Source organism: Bradyrhizobium sp. HKCCYLRH1030 (assembly GCF_051168395.1).
GTDB lineage: Bacteria > Pseudomonadota > Alphaproteobacteria > Rhizobiales > Xanthobacteraceae > Bradyrhizobium.
In genome coordinates this window covers 67,237-92,641 of the sequence record NZ_JBNPUY010000017.1, presented here as the reverse complement: position 1 = coordinate 92,641, position 25,405 = coordinate 67,237, and the positions used below count along the sequence as shown (strand labels likewise).

The following is a 25,405-nucleotide window of genomic DNA, read 5'->3' as shown; positions in this document are numbered from 1 at the left end:
GTCTCTCGATGCACGCTTTAGGAGAAATTTGGTGCATCCGCGGAATCTGGTTGTAGTTGTAGTTGGGCTTCATCTTTATGTTGTGAATAAGTTCCAATGTTCGTTGATCGTCAGACGCGAATGATGTCCGTTATGTTTCGAATTGTGCAGATACTGCGGGGGCAGGGATGTTTGGGAATTTGACCCGGTTTGGTCGAGGCATTGGCGTGCGTGGGCCCATAATAGAAATCGCGAGCGCCGGTTTAGCCGCTATTTTTTGTATCTCGAATACAACCTTAAGCTGTGCAGGAGCTTTGTCGCTTTCAGGTCAATTCTCGGTCAGCCAAGTCGGGGCGGCCAACTACTCCATTCCGATCGCGTTGCCGCCGGGAACGGTCGGCATGAGCCCGTCTCTGTCGTTGAGCTATAATAGTCAAGGAGGAAACGGGCTGCTCGGTGTTGGTTGGTCGCTGGGTGGTTTGTCGGCAATCGGTCGCTGTCCAAGGACGGTCGCGCAAGATGGCGTGCGGGGTGGAGTCAATTATGACGCCAATGACCGATTTTGTCTGGATGGGCGGCGACTCGTCGCGATCAGCGGAGCGTATGGTGCTGATGGGACGGAGTATCGCACCGAGATCGAGTCCTATTCCAAGATCGTCTCCCACGGCGCTGCCGGCAATGGTCCCGCTTGGTTTGAGGTGCACACGAGGGAAGGGAAAACAATGGAGTACGGCCATACGGCCGATTCCCAGGTTCTGGCCCAGGGCAAGGCAACCGCAAGTTTGTGGTGGCTTGACAAGGTGAGTGACAGCAAGACGAACTATTTCTCGGTCGCGTACACCGCCGACGCTTCAAATGGGCAGGCATATCCGCTGCGTATCGACTACACTGGCAACTCCGTAGCAGGAACAGCGCCCTACAATTCGGTGCAGTTCGTTTACGGGGCGCGTCCTGATTTCGGACCGTCTTATCAGGCCGGCTCGCGGTCGCAGCTCCCCTATCGGCTGACTAACGTCAAGACATATGTTGGGTCCGGTCTCGTGAGCGACTATCAGCTCGCCTACCAGCAGAGCGGATCGAGCCAGCGTAGCGAGCTTGTTTCTTTGAAGATGTGCGCCGGAGACGGAAACTGCTTGCCGGCGACGACCCTCGGTTGGCAAGCGGGCGCGAGCAATGGCGCATTTTCTGAGAACACTCAGACTCTTCCTAACGGTTGGAACTGGAATCTTGCGCAGCATCCAGGCATGATTCCGATCGTCGGCGACTTCAACGGCGATGGTAAGGCGGACTATCTGCTGGTCGACGCGAATGGCTATCCCTATCAGTACGTTTTTCTGAACAATGGCGATGGAACCTTTGCCGGGCAAACCCAGACATTGCCGAACAACTGGAATTTCAGCACGCCAGACAGCGTCCTGCAGATAACGGGTGACTTCAATGGCGACGGCAAGACAGATTTTCTACTCGTCGACGTCCATGGCTATCCCTACCAATATGTGTTTATGAGCAATGGGGATGGCTCCTTTACGGGCCAGACGCAGACCATGCCGAACGGCTGGAGCTTCAACGGGACATCTGGATCTGGCTACCAGCTCATCCCAATCACTGGCGACTTCAATGGAGACGGGAGGTCCGACTTCATTCTGATCGATGGTAGTGGCTACCCCTATCAATACGTTTTCATCAGCAATGGTGACGGAACGTTCGCTGGACAAACTCAAACGCTGCCGAATGGTTGGAATTTCGCGTCAGCGGTTTCCGTTTCAACAGCGCAGACGGCCGGGTACGGGCCAGCGCATCCCTGGAGTTCGCCATCGCCGCCCACGCCGCACGAATACATTCCAGTCATGGGTGATTTCAATGGCGACGGCAAGACGGACTATCTGCTGATCGATACCAACGGAAATCCGTACCAGTACGTCTTCTTGAACAATGGCGATGGGACCTTCGCAGGTCAGGCGCAAACGCTACCGAACGGTTGGAACTTCAATACGACATCAGGGTCGGGCTACAAGCTCATTCCGATCACCGGCGACTTTAATGGCGACGGCACGACCGATTACATTCTGATCGATGGAGGTGGCTATCCCTATCAGTATGTCTTCGTCGGCAAAGGTGATGGGACGTTTATCGGACAAACGCAGACGCTGCCGAATGGTTGGTCCTGGAACATGGCGCAGAATACAGGAAAGGTTCCCGTCATCGGCGACTTCAATGGAGATGGTAAGACGGATTACCTGGTGGTCGATACCAACGGCTATCCCTATCAGTACGTCTTCTTGAATAATGGCGATGGGACTTTCACCGGTCAGACGCAAACTCTGCCGAACGGTCTGAGATTCTCGATGCCCACGGGCTACATTCCGATCCGAGGTGATTTCAATGGTGACGGACGATCGGAGTTCATCCTGATCGATGGGACCGGATATCCCTATCAATACGCCTTCACCAGCAATGGGCCGATCGGCGACCTGATGACGTCGATCACGACCGGCACGGGTGCCAACATCGCTATCACGTATCAGCCGCTCACGAGTTCGAGTGTTTACGCGAAGGATAGCAACGCGTCCTATCCCCAGGTCGATTTTCAGGGGCCCATGTATGTTGTCTCGCGCGCCGACAGCTCGAATGGCATCGGCGGGGTCGCTAGCACGACTTACACCTACGCTGGCGCCAAAGTTCATTTGACCGGTCGTGGCATGCTCGGTTTCCGGCAGATGACGGTACGGGATGAGCAAACCGGCATCAGCGGCGTGACCACGTATCGGCAGGACTTTCCGTATACTGGGGCGGCGTCATCCGTGACGAGTTTGCTCGGCTCGCAGACGATCGATCAGAAGAGCTTCAGCTATGCTGCGACATCGACTGTTCTGATCTCGGGGCAGCCACAGGCCGTCAGCTGGTCGACCGGCAGCCCGCCGTATAGCGTGCAGCTCTCGCAAGCTGTATCGAGTGGTTCGGATCTGGATGGTTCCGCGCTACCGAGCGTGACAACATCGAACCAGTATGACACGTACGGTAATGTGACGCAGGTTGCGGTGTCGACGTCGGATGGGTTCAGCAAGACGACGGTGAACACCTATACCAACGATCCGACACTCTGGTATCTGGGCCGGCTGACCAGGTCGGTGGTGACTAGCGCGACGCCCTAGCTAAAAATGTGGGGAGATGACGGCCGCGCGCCATGGCGCACGCGGCCGTGGGAGAGTTGTGTCCCTATTGGGACGATCATATTTCAATTTGGCTGGTTCGGCGACTTGGGGGCTTGGCGTCATGAGAAATGCAATCAAAGGTAGAGTTGTTTGTGCGACGCTTGCCTCGACGCTTGCCTCGATGCTCGCGAGTGGCCCAAGCTGGGCCGCGGGCACGGTTACGCAAACGGCATCGTTTGCCTACGACGCCGCCACGGGGATGGTGATCCAACAGGTGGTCGAGCCGGAAGCGCCGGCGTTCCGGCTGCAGACGGACTACGCTCGCGACACTTTCGGCAATGTGCTGACCACGACAGTAAGTGGGGCTGACATCGTCACCCGCGGCAGTGCGAGCAGCTACGATGCACGCGGCCAGTTCGCGACTTCGAACAGCAATGCGCTGGGGCAAAGCGAGAGCGTGCAGTATGACGCGCGATTTGGTTCGCCAACCAGGCAGACTGGACCGAACGGGCTGACAACGAGCTGGAGCTATGACGGCTTCGGTCGCAAGATTCAGGAGAATCGACCCGACGGAACTCAGACCAAATGGGCGTACCAGTTCTGCAGCGGGGTCAATGGCGGAACAGCGACCTGCCCCACGGGAGCGATCTATCAGGTTCAGGAAACGCCCTATGCGGCGGACGGGACCACGGTCAATGGGCCGTTCGTCGTCGTCTATTACGACATGCTCGATCGTGAGATCGCACGCGACAGCCAGGGCTTTGACGGGAGCACGATCCGGGCGACGACCAGCTACGATCCGCTGGGGCGGGTAACGCAGACCAGCCGGCCGTACTTCGTCAATGGCGGCACGCCGCGCTACACAACGTTCACCTATGACGTGCTGGGCCGGGCGTTGACCAAGACCAAGCCCGACGGCAGCGTGTCGCAGGTCGCCTATCACGGGCTGAGCGTCACCAAAACCAATGCGCTCGGCCAGACCCGCTCGGTGACGCGGAACAGCCAGGGTAACATCGTGTCGGTGACCGACGCGCTCGGCCAGACCATGAGCTTTGTCTATGATGCGGCCGGCAATCTGGTGCGCACCACCGATCCGGTCGGCAATGTCGTTACCGCGAGCTATGACGTCAGGGGCAACAAGGTCGCGAGCTCGGACCCCGACCTCGGCAACTGGAGCTACAGCTACAACACGCTCGGGCTGCTGGTCAGCCAGACCGACGCCAAGGGGCAGACGGTCACCATGACCTATGACAAGCTCGATCGTATGGTGCAGTCGGTTGAGCCGGACATGACCTCGGTCTGGGTCTATGACACGACCGCGCACGGCATAGGAAAGCTTGCCTCTACCGCGATCACCGCAGGGCCCGGCAACGGATATGCCAAAACCGCGAGCTATGACGCGCTGGGACGCCCAGTTCAGGTTGCGACCACGATCGACGGTGCGACCTATACGTTGGGGGCGAGCTACGACGCCAACGGGCTGCTGAGCACGGTCAGCTATCCCTCCGGCTTCACCGCGCGGTATGGCCACACCGCCTTGGGCGATGCCAACCAGCTGCTCGACAATACGACTGGCCAGTCCTACTGGACCGCGAACACGCTGGATGCGGAGCTGCGGATCACGCAGGACACCGCCGGCAATGGCCTGACCACGACGCGCAGCTTCGATACCCTGACCGGACGGCTGACCGGCGTCTCGACCGGCAGCGGCGGCGGGGTGCAGAACTTCAGCTACACCTATGATCGCAGCGGCAACCCGCTGTCGCGGGCCGATGCCAACACCAATCTGAACGAGACCTTCACCTATGACGCACTGAGCCGGTTGACATCATCCACGGTCAACCTGACGCCGACGCCGCTGGCGAAGACCTTCACTTACGATCCGATCGGCAATCTGCTGACCAAGTCCGACGTCGGGACCTACAGCTATCCCGCGACCGGCTCCGCCAAGCCGCACGCGGTGATGAGCGTCTCCGGCGGATCGATCAGCACCACCTTCACCTATGACGCCAACGGTAACCAGACCTCTGGTCTGGGCCGCAGCCTAGTCTACACCTCCTACAACAAGCCTTCGAGCATCACGCAGGGCGCGCGAACGATCTCGTTTTTGGACGATACCGACCATCAGCGCTTCAAGCAGGTGACGCCGGAGGCGACGACGTTGTACGTTGCTGCCTTCGGCGTGATGGCGGAGGTCAGCAATCCCGGCACTGTCTCGGCAAGCTGGACGGACTATCTATCCGTCGACGGTGCAACGGTCGGCATTCGCGTCACGCAGGCGGGTGTGGCCACGCCGTCGATGCGCTATTTCCACAAGGACCATCTCGGCTCTGTCGCGGTCATCACCAATGACAACGGGGCCGTGCAGGAGCGGCTTTCGTATGACGCCTGGGGCAAGCGGCGCCTCGCCAGCGGTGCCGACGATACGGCTGGCAGCATCACAAGCCAGTCGACGCGCGGCTTTACGGGAGAGGAGCAGCTGTCGGTCGCGGGGCTCGTTCACCTCAATGGCCGCGTCTACGATCCGATTCTTGCCCGTATGACGAGTGCGGATCCCGTTGTCTCACAGTCAACAAACACTCAGGGATGGAATCGATACGCTTACGCTGCTAACCGGCCTCTTAGGTTTACTGATCCGACGGGATACCAAATAGCTGGTCAGGTCTACGAAGGTGAGTTCGATCCATTCGATACTTCCGGTATTCCGCTCAATCAGAACATTCAATTCTATGGGTTGAACGCGGCCTCGAAAGGATCGAGCTGGAGTCCCGGCTACACGCCGTTGCCGTCTCCGACTATCTTTCCTTCGGTTGATTTGTCCTCGTTTCAAGCCCAGGTGGCTGCCGATAATGCGGCAAATGCTGCCCGCCAGGCGCAAGTGTTAGCGGACATGGACGCTTGGAATCAGCAAATTAAGCAAAACGCTGAGGCTTTTGCGACGGGCTATAATCTGCAACAAATGCAGAAAAATGCCGCGCAGGCGCAAGTTAAGCAGCAGTCGCCTACGGACAAGCAGGCTATTGGTAATGATAAATTACCATATCTCTCTCAGATTGCAGATAAACAAGAAAAATGTTTTGAGTGCACCGGCTATCCCAGCAGTCTAGGGGCCGGACCTCAGGCAGGTTTATCGCTGCCCGACAGGCGTGGAATTTTTGACGGGCTGATTAGTCGAACTCGTGATCCGCTGCCCAGAGGAACCGTGGCTGGCCAGCGCGTCAATATGCCGTCGTGGAAAAAGATAGAGATCGACATGGAGGAGGTGACATCTGGACATATGGTTGGTGGCCGACGACTGAATCCGGGCAACAACAAAGACGTCTTTCCGGAAGATATGTCGCCCGCGCAAGTTGAAAACGCCATTCGCAATGCTTACAAGGAAGGGGAAGTACTTCAAACGCAAACTGAAAACGGGGTGTCACGAACGTTTGTAAGGGGGCCGTTTAGGGGCGGGAACATCGACATGTGGGTCAACAAAGCAACAAAAACGATAGAGAGTGCTTGGCCAAAATTCTAGGAGCGTTTTGTGCGAATCGTCTTTGATCCTGCAGCTTTGCATCAAAGCAAAAAGGGCTCGATTACTGCCGTGGTGTATTTCGAATTTGCGGCGGGGCAGCAGTTTCCTGGTCTAGGGTGGAATGACTTCGTCGTAGTACTTGCAGCTTGGTGGGTAGGGGTGCTGCATCGAGTCGCTAGCGGTGAATCTGGGCTACAGCTGAGGTTCATGGACGGTCCTTATTGGATTACGATTATAGCTCAGGAGAATCGCTTGCTGTTACAGTGTATTGAGGATCGTCGCGGCGCCGGAGTGGTATATGAGTTTACTACAAATATAGACGACTTGACGAGCGAAGTTCTGGCATTTGCTTGTCGCGTGTCTGAAGCGTGCAAGGCTGCCGCAATATCGTCGGTTGATCTAGATAGATTGCGGGCGATGCTTCCCAATTGAGTTGCTATGTGCATCTCGGCGGAGAGTCGTCGTGTAAGGCCGACTTAGGTCATGTGCATTGCCGGGCTTATGGTGATAGTGCTGGACTGTGCCCTTCAAGCTAGACACGGTAATTTCTGTAACAGGCATTTTGAGTATGATCTGTGGCAGAAAGACGAAAGATGTCAATTTCCTGCGGTTTACAAGTTGAGGGCGATCAGGCGGGTCGAGCGGGGTGAAGGTGTTCTTCCTGTCGCTCGCGACCTCGGCATAGCGCGAAAGATTCTGTACGATTGGATCAAGGCGTGGCGGGGGCAGGGAGCTGATGGATTGAGCGGCAAGCGAGGGCCAAAATCTAGAATCCGCAAGCTAATGTCAGTGGCGACGTATGACGACAAGTGCTCGGCGCTCGGATACCGATCGCCTCTTGAGTTCGAAGCCGCGTTCGCGCAAAAGAGGGCGCGATAACACGTCGCGGCAACGGCACTGTCACCGAGATTATCGTGTCTCACTTGAGGGGGCGGTCCGGTGATGCAAAACTTGGTATGACGTTGGCAGTGCGCCTAATTAGCGAGGCCGGCTCGGGGGAGTTCATTTTGATGGCCCCCATCTAGAGATGACGGGGGAATCGGCCTTCGGCCGATGCTTGAAGTTTGCAGCCGGTAATTGTGCCGATCTGGCGTAATTGTAAAGTGTTGCAGCAAAGGGTGTGCATGACTCGGCGACATGCCCTGCAAGCAATATCTCTCGCTACCGATACCCTCTAGACTGCGCTTGTTAGTTGTTGGGCAGCGAAGCTGCTTTGGGGCGGGGTGATTGGATTGCGCGGCGGGGTTCGCAGGATTTGGTTGATTGCGCTGCCCGTCGCGCTGGCGCTGTCCGCGTGCCAGACCATGGAGGAGGGAAGATCCTCGTTCGCCTGGAGCATGAACGGTCCAGAGCAGGGAGGGGCGGCGCAGGCGGCGATACGGTCCGCCACGGGGAGTGCTCGGGCGGGGTGGAGTTCCGGTTCACCGCTGCTCGATGACAACAAAGGTGGGCCGGCGACGATGGTCGAGGGTACGGGGCGCTTCGTCGGTGAGCCGTCGACCAGCGCCGTGTCGCGTACATCCGAGGATGTCGGCGACGGGGTCACTATCAATCTCGTCAACGTGCCGGCGCCGCAGGCGGCGAAGACGGTGCTGGGGGATATTCTCGGGGTCAAATACACGGTCGATCCGGGCATCGAGGGGCGGATCACGATCCAAACGCCGAAGCCGGTGGCGCGGGCGGCGGTGATCGACCTGTTCCAAGCGGCGCTGCGGGCCAACAATGCGGCTGTCGTGAACAATCGCGGCATCTATCGCGTCGTGGCGGCCGATCAAGCGGCGCTCTCGGGCGCGTATCGCGCCGATGACGTGGCCGATGGCGGCGAGATGGTCGGCAATGGGCTGCAGGTGGTGCAGCTGAAATATGTCTCGGCCTCCGAGATTCGGCGGGTCGTCGAGCCGATCGCGCCGCGTGGTGGGGTGGTGCGGGTCGATGATGCGCGCAACCTGATCACGCTGTCGGGCAATCGCCAGGAGATCGCGGCGATGATGGATGCGATCGCGTTGTTCGACGTCGACACCATGAAGGGCATGTCGTTCGCGCTGATCCCGGTCAAGACCTCGGCGCCTGATGCGATCGCGAGCGAGCTGAAGAGCGTATTCGCCTCCGACCGCGACGGGCCGATGGCCGGCATGGTGCAGTTCGTGCCGAACAAGCGGCTGCGCTCGATCCTGGTGATCTCGCCGCAGATCCAGTATCTGCGGCGCGCCGAGACCTGGATCCGCAAGCTCGATGCGCAGGCGCAAGGGTCCGAGAAGCAGCTCTTCACCTATGCCGTGCAGAACCGGCGGGCGCAGGAGCTGGTCGACGTGCTGCAGTCGATGTTCCCCGCGGACACGCAGACGGCGTCGGCCGGGCGGCGCACGGTGGCGCCGAACTATCAGGAGGCGACGGTGCAGTCGCGGCCGGCCTCGTCCGGCGGCGGCTTCTCCGGGGGCTCGTCGGCGGGCTTCACCGGCGGGCTTGGTTCGTCCAGCGGCGGGATGGGAGGATTGCGGACCCCGGCGCCGGCCACGTCCGCGCCCAGTGTCACGCCGGCGGCGGCAGTGGCTGCGCCATCTGGCCGTGACACGGATGCCGATGGGCCGCGGTTGCGCATCGTCGCCGACGAGGCCAAGAACGCGATCCTGATCGAGGCGGCGAATGCAGACTACAAGCGCGTGCTGCAGGTAATCGAGCGGCTCGACCAGATGCCGAACCAGGTGCTGATCGAAGCCACGATCGCCGAGGTCACGCTCAACGACGAGCTGCGCTTCGGCGTGCAATGGTACATGCAGAAGCACAGCTCGAAATTCACCCTGACGGAGGCGGCCTCCGGCGCCGTCAGCTCGGTGTTTCCCGGCTTTTCCTACGCGCTGACAGCGGCCAACATCGCTGCCACGATCGACACACTGAACCAGATCACCAACGTCAACATCGTGTCCTCGCCGTCGCTGGCGGTCATGGACAACAAGCCGGCGGTGCTGCAGATCGGCGATCAGGTGCCGATCACGACGCAGTCTGCGACCGGCACCCTGACGCCCGGCGCGCCGATCGTCAATTCGGTGAGCTACAAGGATACGGGCGTGATCCTGTCGATTATCCCGCGCATCAATGAGAGCGGGCGGGTGCTGCTCGACATCGAGCAGGAGGTGTCGAGCGTGGCGCCGACCACGTCGTCGAACATCGATTCGCCGACCATCAGGCAGCGCAAGATCAGGACATCGGTGGTCGTGAACGACAATGACGCGCTGGTGCTGGGCGGGCTGATCCAGGAGGGCCGCACCACCGGCCGGAGCCAGCTGCCGGTCATCGGCGACATCCCGTTCATCGGCAATTTCGCCGGCAGCCGCGACAACGTCATCGGCAAGACCGAGCTGATCATTCTCATCAGGCCGCACGTGATGCGCAGCCTCGACGAGGCGCGCAGCGTGACCGAGGAGTATCGCCACTTCATGGCGATCGAGGGCCCGCATCGCCGTCCGCCGGTGCGGCGGCGCGTCGAGGACACCGGCCGCAGGATCCTCGACTGATGCCGCGCTTCCGCTACCGCGCCTACGGCACCGACGGCTCCTTCGCGGAGGGGACGATCGAGGCTGCGTCCGCGGATGCGGCGAGCGCGACGCTGTGGACGCAGGGGCTGTCGCCGTTCCAGATGCAGGCCGCCGATAGCGCCGGCACCGCATGGTGGAACCGCGAGATCACGTTCGGCAACGGCGCGGCGCGCGCGGACCTCTTGGCCTTCACCCGCGAGTTCGCCACGCTCTGCGCGGCCGACATCCCGATGGACGATGCCTTGCGCATCGTGCAGACGCAGGCCTCGGCAGCGCGGCTGCGCACCCTGGTCGAGGCGCTGCTCGCCGATGTCCTCAATGGCCGCCCGTTGTCGGAGGCGATGCAGGGCCAGCCGCGCATCTTCCCGGCCGACTATGTCGCTGTCGTGCGCGCCGGCGAGAGCGGCGGGCGGCTGGCGCAGGTGCTGACCGAACTCGCCGAGCTGCTGGAGCGGCGGGCGGAGATCCGTGCGCGCATCCAGTCGGCGCTGATCTATCCCGCGATGCTGATCGCACTCAGCCTCGCAACGCTCGCGATCATCGTTGGCGGCGTGATCCCGTCGATGGCCCCGATCTTCACCCAGAGCGGCAAGCCCGTGCCGCTGACGATCGAGCTGATGCTGGCCTTGAAGGCGCATTGGCTCGAGATCGTGGTCGGCAACGTTTCCACCATCTTTGCTGGAGGGGCGATCGTCGCATTCGTGCTGGCCGATCCTGGCCGCCGCCGGCGTCTCGACCGGCTCGCGCTGCGGCTGCCGCTGCTCGGCGGCTTCCTGTTGCAGCAGGACACCGCGCGCTTCGCCCGCACCCTCGGCACCATGCTGATGGCCGGCGTGCCGCTGATCGCGGCGACGAAATCGGCGAGTGACGTCGTCGGCAACCGCCATCTCCGTGCCAGCATGGAGCAGGCGATCGAGCAGATCCAACAAGGCACGGCGCTGCACCGTGCGCTGCGCAACGAGGTCGCGCTGCCGGCCGTGGCGCTGCAGATGATCGCGGTCGGCGAGGAGGCGGGCAAGCTCGACCGCATGCTGCTGCGCGTGGCGCAGATGCTGGAGAAGCAGCTGCAGACCAGCGTCGATCGGTTCATGGCGGCGTTGACGCCGGCGATGACGGTCGGCATTGCGCTCATGATAGGGGCGCTGATCATGCCGGTCATGAACGCCGTCCTCAGCATCAACGATCTGGCCGGACGATGAGCTCGCGGGCGGCACGAGGACGGGACGAAGCGAGTGCCGGCTTCACGCTGGTCGAGATGCTGGCCGTGCTCGTCATCCTCGCGCTGACGGTGTCCGCCGCCGTCCCGCTGCTGTCGCGCGGCGCCGACACGGTGAGCCTGGATGCGGCGACCGGCGAGATCGCATCGGCGCTCCGCGCCACGCGCTCGGCTGCGATCGTGCAGAACCGCGTGATGACCTTGAACATCGACGTCGACCGCCGGACCTTCAGCTCGGATGTCGTCCGGCTGCGCAGCTTCGCGCCGGATATCCAGGCGAAGCTGACCTATGCGGCCGCGACGCGCGCTGGCGCCGCCGTGGGCGGCTTCCGGTTCTTTCCGGACGGCTCGTCGACCGGCGGCGATCTGAGCCTGGAGCTGAACGGGCATCATATCAGGCTCTGTGTCGAATGGCTGACGGGGACGGTGCGGACCGCCGCGACGTGTTGAGGGGAGGGGACGATCATGCTGGGATGGATGGAATGTCGTGATGCGGTGAGGCTGCGCGTGGCCGCGTGGCGCGGGCAATTCCGGTTTCGTTTGCGCAGAGGCCGCGATGGCGAGGCCGGCTTCACCTTGGTCGAGATGCTGGTCGTCATCACCATCATCGGCCTGATCATGGGTCTCGTCGGCCCGCGCGTGCTGAGCTATCTCTCCGACTCCAAGCTCAAGACGGCGCGGATCCAGATCCGCAGCCTATCCTCGGCGCTCGACCTCTATCACCTCGACAGCGGCCGCTACCCGACCGCGGCCGAAGGGCTCGGCGCGCTGATGCAGAAGCCGGCGACGGCGACCAGCTGGAACGGACCCTATCTCAGCGGCACCCTGGTCCCGAACGATCCGTGGGGACGGCCCTACGTCTACAAATTCCCCGGGCAGCATGGCGCCTACGACATCGTCTCGCTCGGGCCTGACGGACGCGAGGACGAGACCTCGGCCACGGCCAATGTGACGAGCTGGCAGCCGTGACTCCCGCCGCGGCAGAGATGAAGCACGCGGACGGCGACGAGGCCGGCTTCACGCTGGTGGAGGTCCTCGTTGCGCTGGCCATGCTGTCGATCGGCCTCGCTTTGGTGATGAGCCTGTTCTCGACCGGGTTGTCGCGAACGGGCATGGCCGAGCGCGTGGCTGGTGCCGTCGCGCTGGCGCAGTCGCTCATGGCCCAGGTGGGCAATTCGATTCCGTTGCGCACCGAGACGCGCGATGGCACCGAGGCAAATGGCTATCGGTGGCGCCTTGCGATGCAGCCCTATCGGTCGGCGCCAAGCGGCGACGCACGCCCGGTCGAGCTGTATCAGGTCTCGGTCGAGATCGGCTGGCTGGAGGGGCAGGACTCGCGCGCCTATGCGCTCTCGACGCTTCGCCTCGGACCCCGAACCGCAAGATCGCAGTGAGCCGGGCCGATGACGTCACCGCAAGCCATCGGGCCGGATGATCGCGACGCAGGCTTCACGCTGGTGGAGGTCCTCGTTGCGCTGGCGCTGTTCAGCCTGCTCGCGGTCCTGCTGTTCGACAACGTTAAGTTCGGCCTGCAGGCGTGGCGCAGCGGCGGCGCCCGCGCGGAGTCGTTGCAGCGCGAGCTCGCGGCGCAGGACGTGCTGCGGCGGCTGATCGGCAATCTCTATCCAATGATGCTGGGCGAAGGCGCGGCGCAGCGGCGCATTGATATCGACGGCCAAGCCGAGAGCCTCGCGTTCCTCAGCGACGCGCCGGCCGTATCGGGAGGGGCGGGGCGGTACCGTTTCAAGCTGTTCGCCGACCGCAAGCCTGACCGGGTCGATCTCGTCCTGCAGTCGCAACCCGAACTGGCCGCGCAACCTGCTCCGGAGCGGACGCTGCTGGTGTCCGACATCGATCGGATCGAGCTCAGCTATGCGGCCAGAGGATCGGGCGACGCCAACGCGGCCTGGAGCTCGCGCTGGCAGGATCAAAGCGAGGCGCCGGGTCTGGTGCGGCTGCGAGTCTTCATGCGTCCCGGCGATGCGCGTCACTGGCCGGAGCTCGTGATTGCGCCGCGGGTGCAGGCCGATGTGGCGTGTGTCTACGACGCGCTCACGATGCGTTGTCGCGGGCGATAGGGGGCGACATGCCGGTGCTGTCGGTTCTCTGGGGGCTCGCGCTGCTGACGGCGATCGCACTGTCGCTGTCATGGTCGAGCAGCGTGTCCTATGGCCTTGCCCGCAACGGCATCGATCAGGCCGCTCTCGGTGCGCTCGTCGACGCCGGCGTCAATGCCGCCATCGACGGTCTGCTCGATGCCAGGGCTGACCGCCGTTGGCGCGCCGACGGCCGCCTCTACACGCTCGATTTCAACGGCACGCGGATCGGCATCAGGATTCAGGACGAGCTCGGACGGGTCGACCTCAACCAGACCGACGAGGCCATGCTGAACAGCCTGCTGCAGGCCGAAGGGCTGGACGCGCGGGCCGCCGCCGACCTGACCGACAAGATCGTGGACTGGCGAACCGCAACGTCCCTGAAGCATCTGAACGGCGCCAAGGACCGGGACTACGCGTCGCGTAACGCCGCCTATCATCCCCGCAACGGTCCGTTCCAGAGCGTCGATGAGCTGCTGCTGGTGATGGACATGACTCCGGTGATCTTTGCAGGGATCGCGCCGGCGCTCACGGTCCATTCGGGACGGCAGTTCGTCGATCCGCAATTGGCGCCGCGCGAGGTGCTGCGCGCGCTGCCCGGAATGACCGCGCAGAGTGCCGAAGCGACGCTGGCCGCGCGCGATGGCGCCAGGTCCGCGCCGGTCGAAGGCAACCCGATGACGGCGCTGCGTGGGCGCGCCTTCACGATCCGGACCGAGTTTTCCCATGCGTCGCGCGTGGTCGTGGGTGACGTCGCGGTGCGCCTGACGGAAAATCCGCAGCAGCCCTATTGGGTGCTGAGCTGGGGGACGCGATGACCAGACGCGCAATGGCTGCAATGCAGCGGGACGAGGCCTTCACCACAGATATCGGGGAGCCGCGCGCGCAGCTGCACCGGTCCATACCCGACATGGACCGGACCGCATTGTTGCAGAGTTTCGGCGACTTCCTGCGCGAGGAAGGCATCGTCGATCGTATGAGCCTCGACCGTGCCGGACGCGCGGCGCAAACCACGGGAGACAGGCTCGACACCGTGCTGACCAAGCTCGGTCTGGTGTCGGAGGCCGGTCTGGTCGCGGCGTTGGCGAAATTCCTGGCACTCGATCTGGTGCGTCCGGATCAGATTCCGATCGACCCTGTGTTGCCCGAACTGGTCGAAGCGGAATTCGTGCGTCACAATCATGTGCTGCCGCTCGGCTGCAGCGATGGCCGGCTCGCCGTCGGCGTGACCGATCCGTTCAACCACGATCCGATCCGGGCCCTTGCCTTCCTCACGGGCCTTTCGGTCGACATGCGGCTGTTCACGGCGGCCGATTTCGACAAGGCCTGCGCGGGGCTCTATCCCGCCATGTCGCGCAGCGACGAGACCCGCGCCACCGGCGGCGCCGAGGCCAACGAAGCCGATGTGCAGCGGCTGCGCGATCTTGCGAGCGAGGCGCCGATCATCCGTCTCGTCAACCAGATCATCACCAGTGCCGTCGAGGCGAGGGCGTCGGACATCCATATCGAGCCCAATGTGGACCAGGTGCTCGTCCGCTATCGCATCGACGGCGCCTTGCGGTCGGTCCAGGTACTCGCGGCGGACCTGCGTGCCGCGATCACGTCCCGCGTCAAGATCATGTCGAAGCTCGACATTGCGGAGCGGCGCCTGCCGCAGGACGGGCGCATCAAGATCGCGGTCCGTGGCATCGACATCGACTTCCGCGTCTCCACAATCCCCACCGCCTTCGGCGAAAGCGTCGTGCTCCGCGTGCTCGACCGCAATCGCATCAGCCTCGATTTCGTCGAGCTCGGCTTCTCCGATGAGCACATCGCGACGCTCCAGACCCTGCTGCAGCAGCCCAATGGCATCATCCTGGTCACCGGACCGACCGGCAGCGGCAAGACCACGACGCTGTATACGGCGCTGAAGACGCTCAACAGCACCGAGCGCAAGATCTTCTCGGTGGAGGACCCGATCGAATATCAGATGCCGGGGATCAATCAGGTGCAGGTCCAGTCCGAGATTGGGCTGACGTTTCCTCATGCGCTGCGTTCGATGCTCCGCCAGGATCCCGACATCATCATGATCGGCGAGATCCGCGACCTCGAGACGGCGCGCATCGCCATCCAGGCCTCGTTGACCGGTCACCTCGTGCTGTCCACGCTCCACACCAACAATGCGGCGTCCGCGATCACGCGGCTGATCGATATCGGTGTCGAGAACTATCTGCTGGCCTCCACGCTGAAGGGGGTGATTGCGCAGCGCCTGGTGCGAAGGCTGTGCCGCCGCTGCGCGAGCGACCATCCGCAGGCGAGCTATTGGGCGGAGAGCTTCGAGCGGTCCGTGACCGGACTCCGTGCGCACTGGCAGCCCGATATTCGCCAGCCGCACGGCTGCTCCGATTGCGGCCATACCGGCTTCTCCGGACGCTCGACCATTGCGGAGATGCTGGTGGTCGACGAGACCTGTCAGAGCCTGATCCTGGCCAAGGCGTCGGACACCGCGATCGAGCGCGCCGCCCGCGAGCAGGGCATGCAGAGCATGTACGAGACCGGCATCCGGAAGGCCTGGCGCGGCGAGACCACGATCGAGGAGGTCCTGCGCGCGACGCGCATGGGATAGGGCAGCGGGATGGCGATGGATCAGGGCAAGGACAAGGGAGCGTTGCTGGCGGCAGTTCGTGCGACGCGCCCGCGCGACTGGGTGCCATCCGCGGTCGCGTGGTGGTGCAGGGAAGCGCTCGATCTGCTGCCGCAACGGATCGCGGCCGCGCTCGCGCCGGTCGGCCGGGCAAGGCTTCTGGTCGATCGCAGCGAGTCCGGACTTCGGCTTCGGCTGGATGATCCCAGATCCGGAACGGACGTCTGTGAAACCGCCGCTCCAGAGCAGGTCGCAGTGGCGATCGCGGCCATGCTGAAGCGTCATGATCTGGATCGGCGCGACGTCGATCTAGGCCTGCGTCTACCGGAAGAGAGTGTTTTCCGCCGCGATCTCATGCTTCCGCGCGAGGCGAGGGACGCGATCGACACGATCGTGCCGCAGGACCTGCTGCGCCGGACGCCCTTCAAGGCGGAGGACATCTATTGCGACCATTTGACGGCCACGTCGCCTGACGGCCGGATCGCGGTTCGGCAGTGGGTGACGCGGCGTCATCATGTGCAGCAGGCCGCTGATCAGCTTGGGCTTGCCGTCGCGCAGCTCGCCTTCGTCGTCTTCGGCGACGATCGAGCCTCGCCAGCGATCCGCCTGGCGCGTCCGATCACGGGCCGCAAGACTTCCACCGTCGCGATCGCAGCGCTCGGCTGTCTTGCCGTCCTTCTGGGGACCGGCATCGCGGTCCTGACCTTCGCCCGCCAGCAGGCGACGCTGGATCGGCTCGATGCCGAGATTGTCGTCGCGCGCAAGGACGCCGAGCGCGTTCGCGTCCTGGTGGATCAATTGCGAGAGCGGCGGACGACGCTGTCACGCCTTCGTCTGCAGCGCAGCGAAGTGCCGGGGTTGATCGACGTCTGGGATGAAGCCTCGCGCATTCTGCCGAAGCATTCCTGGCTGACCGAATTGCGGCTCGTGGAGGGAGCGAACCCGCGGAGCACATCGGTCACGATGACCGGATTCTCGGCCGCGGCGCCGAGCCTGATCAACATGCTCGGTGGATCGAGACTGTTCGTGGACGCCGCGCTGACGTCGCCGGTGGCGATGGATCCGATCGAGAACCGGGAACGGTTTTCATTGCAGGCCAGGATTCGTGTGCCCGATGCCTTCAAGGAGGTGGCGCCATGAGCGAATGGACGAAGCGCAGGGACGCGCTTGGGCGTCGTGGCCTGTTCATCGTCGTCACCCTCGCACTTCTTGCGCTGCTGGTCTGGGGCTTCGTGGCGCCGATCGCGGCGATGTTTGCCGAGCGTGAGGCGCGGATCCAGCAGCAGCAGGTGCTGCTGGCACGGCTGAGCGCGATCGCAGCCCAGGCATCGACCATCGCGGGTCTTGCCTCCGAAACCGAGTCGCAGCTCCAGAATGGGGAGTTCCTGACAGGGGCGAATGAGAACGTGATCGCCGCCGACCTGCAGACGAAGCTGAAGGGGATCATGGGCAATGCCGGCGCTCAGTCCCGCGCGATTCAATCGCTGCCGGGCCGGACCGTCGATCAGATCAAGTACAGCGGCGCGCGCATCGACCTGTCCGGGCCGTTGCCCGCCGTGATGCGTGCGGTCCACGCCGTCGAGAGCGCAAGGCCATATTTGTTCATTGCCAATGCGGTGCTGAAGAGCGAGCCAGCGATGCGCCCGGGAACGGCCGAGGAGCTTGTGCTTCAGGCGCAGCTCGATATCTACGGTGCCGTGCAATGAGGAGCCTTGTACGATGGCGGGTGAGGCCGCAGGCCGGCATTCTGGCGCTCCTGGCGGGTCTTGATCTGCTGCTCGGAGCCTGGCTCGCGACGTTAGTCGTGGGCGGAGAAGCAGCGGGCGCCCGCCGCGCGGCGTGGGAAGCGCCGGTGCCCCGGACTATGGCGAGCGTGGCTGGACGGCAGCCGCTGCAGACATATGCCGAGATCCTGGCCCATCCGGTGTTCCAGAAGTCGCGCGAGCCGTTCGTTCCGCCCCCACCCGCGCGGCCACCGCCGATGCCAGTAGCCGCTCCGCCCCCGGTGGCCACTGACCCGGGCGTCCTGGTTGGTGGTGTCATGATCAACGGCGGCACGAGCAAGGCCTATCTGCTCAGCAAGGGTGGCGGGAGTCCAGGCTCCTGGATCAACGAAAACGAGACGTTTCAGGGCTGGCGGGTGACGTCGATCGACGCGTCAGGTGTTCGGATCGAGCAGGCAGGGCGCGCGATCGAATTGCAGCTCTACCCCAAGAATTGAAAGGATGCAGGCCGCGTTGCGGCCCATCGAGCAGGAGTAGAATAGCCTTGTTCGCACAGACGGAAGATCAAGGGCCAATCCGCAGACAGCCCGTCGTAGAGGAGGAGCGCGAATTGCTCGTTCCTGCTTGGCTGAACTTCTCAGTGGTCTCATATGAGATAGGACTCTTCTCGAAACCGTGGTCCGCCAAGCGATCTTCGGACCACGGCAGTCCCAGAGATCAGAAATGCCAGTCATAGCGGTCCTGTGGATCCTAGGATTATTGACAACGTTGTCACTGTCGCTGCTCTGGGGCAGCGACGTGTCGTACCGCCTCGCCCGCAACGATTGTGAACTTGCGATTCTGAGTACGACTGCAGACGGGGCGCTGGACTACGCCGTGTCGGGATTGTTTGATCAAAAATCTGACCGCCTCTTGCGGCCAGGTGGAGGCGAGGTTCACCTGCTCCACTTTGGCGAAGCCGAGATCCGGATCGTGATCCAGGACGAGCTCGGCAAGATCGACATCAACCAGGCCGACCCTGCCTTGCTTGCCAGTTTGCTGCGGTCGGCGGGGCTAAACGCCGATGCGGCAAGTGGGCTTGCAGACAAGATCGTAGACTGGCGAACCGCGAGCGAGTTGAAGCATCTTAATGGCGCCAAGGAGTTCGACTATCGCGCGGCGAATAGTCCTCACCGGCCGCGCAACGGCCCGTTTCAGAGCGTCGACGAGCTTCTTCTCGTAATGGACATGACGCCTGCTCTCTTCCAGCGGATCGAACCAGCCCTAACCGTGTATTCCGGAAGCCAGTTCGTTGACCCACGACGTGCCACACCTGAAGCTCTGGCGGCGATGCCCGAGATGATCAGTAAGCAAGGGGCGGCCTCAGATCGTCCACCTCCATTTCCGATCGGCGCAAACGAAGAGCCAACGTCATCCTTGCGCGGTCGCGCCTTCATGATCTGTATCGAAGTCGAAAAGTCAGGCCAGGTTTCTCGATATCGAGCTGTTATTCGAATGACGGACAATCCGGTACGTCCCTATTTCCTTCTCAGCTGGAAGATGACGTAAGCTTGGGGGCCCCTGGCTGGGCGCAGGGCGTAGGCTTCGGTGATGGAATCTTGGGTCCGGGTGGAGGACCATGTGGGTGGCTATGACTCCGATGGCCTGGTCATTTTACAGGAAGGGCTGCGGGGCCAAAGGCTTGAGCGGATCGTTGAGACCAGGCCTGGGCAATGTGTGATTTCTCTGGGGGAATTGGTGGTGCGCAGGCTGCGGGGCGCTCGGCTTCTGAGTCCATCGTTGGAGCTGTCGGAGATCGAAGAGGTGGTGCCTATTGGGATCGCCGGGCCACGTACTCTCGGCGCTCGGATGTGCTCTTATATTTTGCTTCTCGTACTGGGGTGGCTGACCCTCTCGATTCCGTTCGTTGTGCGCCTGCAGTTGTCCAAATCGCGGTTCCTAACCCTTGAGGAAGCCGAGGCTCTTGTAATCAAGTTGATCAGGGAGTCGTCGATGGATCAGGAGCACGCAGCTCGCATGGAGGAGCGGGTTCGCAATCAAGGGCAGGCCCCGACCGCCGAGGCGAGCAGACCGAGCATGCTGCTGATCGCAATAGCTTTGGGTAGCCCGAGTCATGCTGCGGGATCAGCGGGCGATATCGAGCACGTAAAAGTTGAGTAACGTGTTTGGTTCGTTCAACACAACTATAAACTGTGGACAACAAGAGACTCCAATTGAACTGAAGGACAGGCTCGCGTCCATTATCTTCACCCTTCCGTATAGATTGGCGGAAGGCGTTGAGGAGGAATGCATGTCCGTTGTGGAGCGCAGCGATAGTGTAAGCGCGAGTGGAAGACGATTGGTCGAACGCGCCCGGTGGGGTGTGGGGTTTCTGGTCGCAATTCTATCCTTGACGGCCAACGTCGTGATGACGCGAGTAGCTTGTGCCGATGATTGGGTCATGTGGATGGATCGGGGCCACCATTGCAGCGATGGCATTGAATGCGCTTTGGCGGACTGGAATTATTTTGTCTCGCTGCCACCACAGAAGCCGTGGGTTCTCGAACGATGCGGGTTCCAGTACAACAATCCGAACGCACCTGGGCAATATGTTGCCGTTTGCAGTGGCAGCGAGAGTCAGCCTCACGAATATATAGCTCACGATGCTATAGCACTCTTGTCTTGTGCTGATAGCACGAGGATGGGAGCGACTGGGTGTATTCGACGGCCGCCGCCAGATCAGCGCCGCATGTGCCAGGCAGAAGCGGCGAACCCGGTAGATATCCGGAGCGGAACCAAGCGGGAATATAGGCTCGATTTTTCTACTGCCGGCGAGCAGCCGCTTAAGTTCGAGCGATATTATACCAGCAATCAAGACTCGATGATTGGCAACCTACGCGAAACGCGTCTCGGACGCGGATGGCGCTCTAATTTCGACTCGAAATTCAATTATTCTGGCGATTCTTCCATGGTCTTTGTCCTGCCGAGCGGGGAGTTGCTCTATTTCTCCTCCAGTGGCAGCGTCTTTACGCAGCAGCATTACAGCTGGGATACCAATTCCCTGGTGGCGGGGGCTCGCGGCCAGGTAGCAGGTCTCGTGCAAGACAGCACATCTGGGAACTACATACTTACGACCAATGACAATAGAAAATGGACATACAACTTTTTCGGGAAGCTTCAGACGATTGTCTATCCGGGTGGGTACACACAAACCCTGATCTACGACGCCAACGATCGCAATACAGAAGTTGTCGACAGCTTTGGTCGCTCGCTGTCATTTGCCTACTCGTCAGGCGGATTGTTGCAATCCGTGACCGTGCCCGGCGGGCAGGTTTATCGATATGCGTACCATCCACGCAATGCAGCGCTTGCGCATGACGCGGATCCGCCAGATCTTTGGGCGCTGGAGTACGTAATCGAGCCCGACGCAACTGCAGACGACGCGGATAACCCCCGGATTCGCTATCATTATGAGAATACGGCGGATCCGTACGCCCTGACGGGGATCACTGATGAACGAGGCGTGCGCCATGCGACTTGGAGTTATGGCGCAGATGGTCGCGTTGCGACCTCGGAGCACGCAGGTGGCATCGAGCACTATACCTTCGCCTACGACGACATCGCGAATACGGTGACGGTCACAAATCCCGCCTCAAAAGCCACGGTCTATCGTTTGGCAAAAAGCGATGGGACGCAATCAAACTTGCTGACTCAGATCGACGGCCAGCCGTCTGCGAACTGTGCAGCGTCGACGTCTCAGCTAGCATATAACAGCAATGATCTCGTGGTTGATGAGATCGATGCCGAGGGGCGTGTGACGCACACCGACCGAGACAATCGTGGCAATCCCACCGCGATAACTCGCGGCAGCGGAACTGCGAGTGCGCAGACAACCAGCTACGCTTGGCACCCCACGTTCAACCTGCCTACTACAATCGCAGAGCCCGGCGTGACTACGGAGTTCAGCTGGAACGCGATGGCTCAACTCACACAGGTAACGCAGACGGACACAACATCGCAGACTGTTCCATACTCGACCAACGGCCAGACCCGGACCTGGACATACACCTACGGTAGCGCCGGGCAGTTGTTGACCGTGGATGGGCCGTTGAGTGGTGCCGGGGACACCGTCGTGTACACGTACGATAGCAGCGGGTTTCTCGCGACCATCACCAACGAGGTTAATCAGATCACAACCGTTAATGCAGTGAATAGTCGGGGGCAGCCCACTTCGGTGACTGATCCGAACGGCGTCGTTACCGCACTGGCCTACGACCTCCAGGGGCGAGTGACGACGATGACGGTCGATCCGTTGGGGCAGTCGGCGGTAACGGCAATCGCGTACAATGCGGTTGGAGACATCACTCGGATCATGCGGCCCAACGGAGCGTATCTTCAGTTCGCCTACGATGACGGCCGTCGGCTGATTGGAGTGCAAGACAACAACGGTTCGTCGATTGAGTACGACCGGGACAGCGTGGGGAACGCTACCGCACGTCGCATCAAGGACTCCAGTGGATCGTTGCAACTGTCGCAAACTGCTGTGTTCGATGAGTTGGGGCGCCTCCTAAAATACGTTGGCGCGTCCAACCAGACTTGGACCAATGGCTACGACAGGACCGATAATCGGGTATCAATCACTGACCCGCGTTCGAACGTGTTCGGATGGACTTTTGATGCATTGAATCGTTTGGTCAAAAGAACTGATGAAGAGTCGAACGTCGTCACTCTCACTCGGAACGGAAGCGACGAAATCACCGGTTATAGCGATCCGCGATCGCTGAGCACGACCTTCGTTCGCGACGGATTCGGAGATGTCATTCAGCGAGTAAGTCCGGACACAGGCACGACGGTGTATATCTACAATGCGCTGGGCTTGCCGATACAGATCACCGATGGTCGTGGAGTGATCACTAACCTCACGTATGATAGTGCCGGAAGGCTTTTGACCAAGCAGTATCCAGCAGCCTCGACGGAGAACCTGACGTACGACTGGGATTCTACGGTCGGTGGTAACATTGGGATAGGACGAAACACCCGCATCATAGATAGCTCGGGCAGCGTCGAATGGACCTACAACATGCTCGGGCAGGTGACGCAGGAAAAGAAGACTACCGGCGGCGCAATCTATTCAGTTGGCTATGGCTACGATCTCGATGGCAGTGTGACCAAGATCATCTATCCGTCAGGTCGCACCGTTAGATACTATCGTGGCGTAGACGGGCTTATTACGACGGTCACTCAGCAGCCCAATGCGGCTGGCGCCGAAGCGTTGTTAGCAAAATGGATAACCTATCAGCCGTTCGGGCCATTGCAGTCGCTTGTCTATGGCAATGACCTCGTCCTATGGAAGACCTTTACGCAAGACTACAATCTGAACACCCTAGTCGTGGAGCAGGGGTCAAACTCGATCATTAGTCGGGCCTACACGTATTGGTATAATGATTTCGACATAACGAATATCTGGGACAATAATGTCTCAACCCGGACTGACAATTATGTCTTCACTCCGAATCATCGCTTGCAGAATGTCTACGGCGATTGGGGTGCCCAGACATACTGGCAAGACAGCGTCGGTAATCGTACGGGAGACGCATTTGATGATGGGGCCACGACCACGACCCGAGTTCTTGGTTACCCCTATAATAGCAATTTGTACGTGAGTACTACGGAGGGAGCGGCGACCCTGCGCGCCGTGACGAACGATGGCGCGGGCAACATGATCACCGATCTGAGGGGGACAACAGCCTATCACTACCGATACAATAATAGAGGGCGTCTTGATCAGTTGACAATCGGAGCGACGGTGACGGCCAACTATGAATATGACGGTCTGGAGCGCATGTCGGCGCGCACGACGCAGAACATGGTTCCGGCGGGCACGACGCACTATATCTACGACCAGGCAGGACATCTGCTTGCCGAGACCAGTGGGGTCGGAACAACGCAGCGTGAATATATCTGGATCGACGATATGCCATTGGCGATGTTTGCTGATCTCGACACGACCTCGCCCAAGCAGTGGTATGTGCATTCGGATCATCTCGATCGCCCGAGCAAGATGACGGATGCGAGCCAAAATGTTGTCTGGGATGCCTATTACTGGCCCTACGGCGCGACTCGCTCGATTACGGGGATCGCCAGCAATAACTTGCGCCTGCCGGGTCAGTATTATCTTGCGGAATCCGGTCTGTATTACAACTGGTTTCGACACTATGATGCGACAGTTGGACGGTATACGCAGGCAGATCCGATTGGCCTTGTTGGTGGGCCAAGCCTATACCTGTATGCATCGGGAAATCCTGTGTCCGGTATCGATCCGCTGGGACTACGAGATTGGAATGAGCAGGAAACTAGAGCGTGGCTTGCTAAAGCTTATGGCGAGGCCTCTGCGGGAAGAATACAGGGGCTAATTAATATCTACAATAATAGCAAGGGAAACGGGCCTTACGATTTTGGATGGAATTCAGGAACAATGAACGATACTTGGAAGAGGTGTGGGGTCACAATGGACGCCGATCATTTCGCGAATTTTATGGCTGGCTTCCAAGGAGGGGCTTATGATCGTGAATTTAAATGGACGACTGGTTTATGGACCGCGGAAGCTTCCGTGAGGGTGGCCGGTTTTTTATACCACGTCGCTGGGCTGTCTAAAGCAAAGAACGATTGGTCTGGCGCGACCGGCCGTCCGATGATCAATGCAGGAGAAAAGGATGCCTGGAAGTTTCATCGCGATGAGCCAAGTTGCGACTGCCGTTACTAGATGCTAAACGATGGATATGAGCAAAATCCCCGTATTCATATTGTCTGCCACGTTGGTTGTCCTGGCGTGCATGGTCCTTGCGGTACGTTTTGCTGTGGCCGGTCCAACTAACGAGGTCGTGGCTCAACAGTTCAGCCAGAATCTAGCGACATACATACGATTGAGGGATATGTTGATCAGCGACCGGGATGTTCGACAAATAGCGTCTTGGGGGGTTCGTACGTCCAAGTCCCCCATGGGGAAGATGCCTCCGGTTGATGAGATGACTTTGGAACGATACCAAACCTATTTGAGTCTGCTTTCAGTTATAGGGGCGATTGGCATGTCAAGGTCGGAGGGAGTTGATCCGGAGATATGCATTTTAGGCTGGGCGTCTGGATTTGCAGGGAGTGCAGTTCACGTTGGGGTTTGCCGCTCCGGGAAAGACGCTCAACCGTCCAGATCGTCAAAGGTGGGGAGCGAAACTCGCTTCAAGATCGATGACGAATGGTACATCAAGAGGGATGATCGTTAGGTTTGTGGTGAAGGGTTTGTTTGTCCATCTTGTAATCCGAGAGCTCCAGTTGTTCGCGACCTCGATATATCCAGTGGCAGTCTGTTCTTTGGAATGCAGGCCTTGGTCTTCACTTGGTAGGGCAGAAGTTCTATATATCGGTTGCAGATGCCGCCCATGCCGTTTGCGGAGGTGACCGTGCCTGTCGCCGACGCGGCGGGCCGTTGCTCAGTGGCCCTTGTTTGGGGGGGGCAGTGTTTTGGCCGCGTCGACTTGAACCTGCCGTGTTGTGCCCGTCGAACAATTCGGATTGTCGTCCCACTCCGAATG

General features: G+C 60.7%; 18 protein-coding genes. All 18 read left to right on the top strand.

Annotated elements, in window-relative coordinates; translation table 11 throughout:
* The first annotated feature begins 179 nt into the window (after nucleotides 1-179).
* Nucleotides 180-3,131 (top strand): FG-GAP-like repeat-containing protein, encoded by a 2,952-nt coding sequence (locus ACQR1E_RS32155; protein ID WP_434872016.1) that lies wholly within the window; start codon nucleotides 180-182, stop codon nucleotides 3,129-3,131.
* Between the two features lie 121 nt (nucleotides 3,132-3,252).
* Nucleotides 3,253-6,648 carry an RHS repeat-associated core domain-containing protein gene (locus tag ACQR1E_RS32150; RefSeq protein WP_434898015.1) on the top strand — a complete coding sequence of 1,132 codons (3,396 nt, stop codon included), beginning with the start codon at nucleotides 3,253-3,255 and terminating at the stop codon, nucleotides 6,646-6,648.
* Between the two features lie 9 nt (nucleotides 6,649-6,657).
* Complete coding sequence (locus tag ACQR1E_RS32145; RefSeq protein WP_434872018.1) at nucleotides 6,658-7,080, top strand: hypothetical protein; 423 nt, start codon at nucleotides 6,658-6,660, stop codon at nucleotides 7,078-7,080.
* Between the two features lie 51 nt (nucleotides 7,081-7,131).
* Nucleotides 7,132-7,527, top strand: coding sequence for a helix-turn-helix domain-containing protein (locus tag ACQR1E_RS32140; RefSeq protein WP_434898014.1), 396 nt, complete (start codon nucleotides 7,132-7,134; stop codon nucleotides 7,525-7,527).
* A gap of 383 nt (nucleotides 7,528-7,910) precedes the next feature.
* Nucleotides 7,911-10,160: a type II secretion system secretin GspD gene (gene gspD / locus ACQR1E_RS32135; protein WP_434872034.1), complete on the top strand. Its 2,250-nt coding sequence runs from the start codon at nucleotides 7,911-7,913 to the stop codon at nucleotides 10,158-10,160.
* Complete coding sequence (locus ACQR1E_RS32130; RefSeq protein ID WP_434872019.1) at nucleotides 10,160-11,380, top strand: type II secretion system F family protein; 1,221 nt, start codon at nucleotides 10,160-10,162, stop codon at nucleotides 11,378-11,380. The genes gspD and ACQR1E_RS32130 overlap by 1 nt, the downstream gene beginning before the upstream one ends.
* Entirely contained in the window at nucleotides 11,377-11,847 is a 471-nt protein-coding gene (locus ACQR1E_RS32125; protein ID WP_434872020.1) for a pilus assembly FimT family protein, read from the top strand. Before ACQR1E_RS32130 ends, ACQR1E_RS32125 begins: the two co-directional genes overlap by 4 nt.
* Before the next feature lie 15 nt (nucleotides 11,848-11,862).
* Nucleotides 11,863-12,366 (top strand): type II secretion system major pseudopilin GspG, encoded by a 504-nt coding sequence (gene gspG / locus ACQR1E_RS32120; RefSeq protein WP_434872021.1) that lies wholly within the window; start codon nucleotides 11,863-11,865, stop codon nucleotides 12,364-12,366.
* Nucleotides 12,367-12,383: 17 nt separating this feature from the next.
* A complete protein-coding gene (locus tag ACQR1E_RS32115; RefSeq protein WP_434872022.1) occupies nucleotides 12,384-12,791 on the top strand; it encodes a type IV pilus modification PilV family protein in 408 nt (135 codons plus the stop codon).
* Between the two features lie 9 nt (nucleotides 12,792-12,800).
* Nucleotides 12,801-13,475, top strand: a complete 675-nt coding sequence (locus tag ACQR1E_RS32110) for a prepilin-type N-terminal cleavage/methylation domain-containing protein (protein WP_434872023.1) — start codon at nucleotides 12,801-12,803, stop codon at nucleotides 13,473-13,475.
* An 8-nt stretch (nucleotides 13,476-13,483) separates the two neighbouring features.
* Complete coding sequence (locus ACQR1E_RS32105; protein ID WP_434872024.1) at nucleotides 13,484-14,311, top strand: general secretion pathway protein GspK; 828 nt, start codon at nucleotides 13,484-13,486, stop codon at nucleotides 14,309-14,311.
* 92 nt (nucleotides 14,312-14,403) lie between these two features.
* On the top strand, nucleotides 14,404-16,098 hold the full coding sequence (locus tag ACQR1E_RS32100; protein ID WP_434872035.1) for a GspE/PulE family protein: 1,695 nt from the start codon (nucleotides 14,404-14,406) through the stop codon (nucleotides 16,096-16,098).
* A 9-nt stretch (nucleotides 16,099-16,107) separates the two neighbouring features.
* Complete coding sequence (locus tag ACQR1E_RS32095; protein WP_434872025.1) at nucleotides 16,108-17,256, top strand: PilN domain-containing protein; 1,149 nt, start codon at nucleotides 16,108-16,110, stop codon at nucleotides 17,254-17,256.
* Nucleotides 17,253-17,822, top strand: a complete 570-nt coding sequence (gene gspM / locus ACQR1E_RS32090; RefSeq protein WP_434872026.1) for a type II secretion system protein GspM — start codon at nucleotides 17,253-17,255, stop codon at nucleotides 17,820-17,822. The genes ACQR1E_RS32095 and gspM overlap by 4 nt, the downstream gene beginning before the upstream one ends.
* A gap of 20 nt (nucleotides 17,823-17,842) precedes the next feature.
* Complete coding sequence (locus ACQR1E_RS32085) at nucleotides 17,843-18,337, top strand: hypothetical protein (protein WP_434872027.1); 495 nt, start codon at nucleotides 17,843-17,845, stop codon at nucleotides 18,335-18,337.
* 271 nt (nucleotides 18,338-18,608) lie between these two features.
* Entirely contained in the window at nucleotides 18,609-19,388 is a 780-nt protein-coding gene (locus ACQR1E_RS32080; RefSeq protein ID WP_434872028.1) for a general secretion pathway protein GspK, read from the top strand.
* A 72-nt stretch (nucleotides 19,389-19,460) separates the two neighbouring features.
* Nucleotides 19,461-20,000 (top strand): hypothetical protein, encoded by a 540-nt coding sequence (locus tag ACQR1E_RS32075; RefSeq protein WP_434898013.1) that lies wholly within the window; start codon nucleotides 19,461-19,463, stop codon nucleotides 19,998-20,000.
* Nucleotides 20,001-20,568: 568 nt separating this feature from the next.
* A complete protein-coding gene (locus tag ACQR1E_RS32070) occupies nucleotides 20,569-24,582 on the top strand; it encodes an RHS repeat-associated core domain-containing protein (protein ID WP_434872030.1) in 4,014 nt (1,337 codons plus the stop codon).
* Nucleotides 24,583-25,405: the final 823 nt, after the last annotated feature.